Here is a 243-nt window from a genome sequence, read left to right as displayed (position 1 = left end):
CTGCCGCGCCTGCCTTCAGGTTACCGCCAAGCGCGCCTGCCAGTAAGCCCGCAGCTGCGCTGCCCTTAGTCCAGAAGGCACTCCCCGGACCGTACTCGGTATTCTGATATCCGGGCTGCGTCTTCAGGAATGCTTGCTGCTCCTGCAGGGTATCGCCCTGCAGTTTTCCTTCTGACGCCAGCTTCGCGCCCAGCGCCGCATTGGATTCCCGCGCTTTCTGCTCCGCATACTTGCCGTAAGCAT

At 62.1% G+C, this 243-nt stretch carries 1 pseudogene; it reads right to left on the bottom strand.

Annotation, left to right across the window (positions count from 1 at the left end):
• Positions 1-243: pseudogene (locus HMPREF3143_RS25955) on the bottom strand (hypothetical protein); the annotation flags it as partial.

This window comes from Enterobacter sp. HMSC16D10, from assembly GCF_001807145.1.
GTDB lineage: Bacteria > Pseudomonadota > Gammaproteobacteria > Enterobacterales > Enterobacteriaceae > Enterobacter > Enterobacter roggenkampii.
Note: the sequence above shows the minus strand (reverse complement) of the source record. Positions and strands in the feature narration are given on the sequence as shown.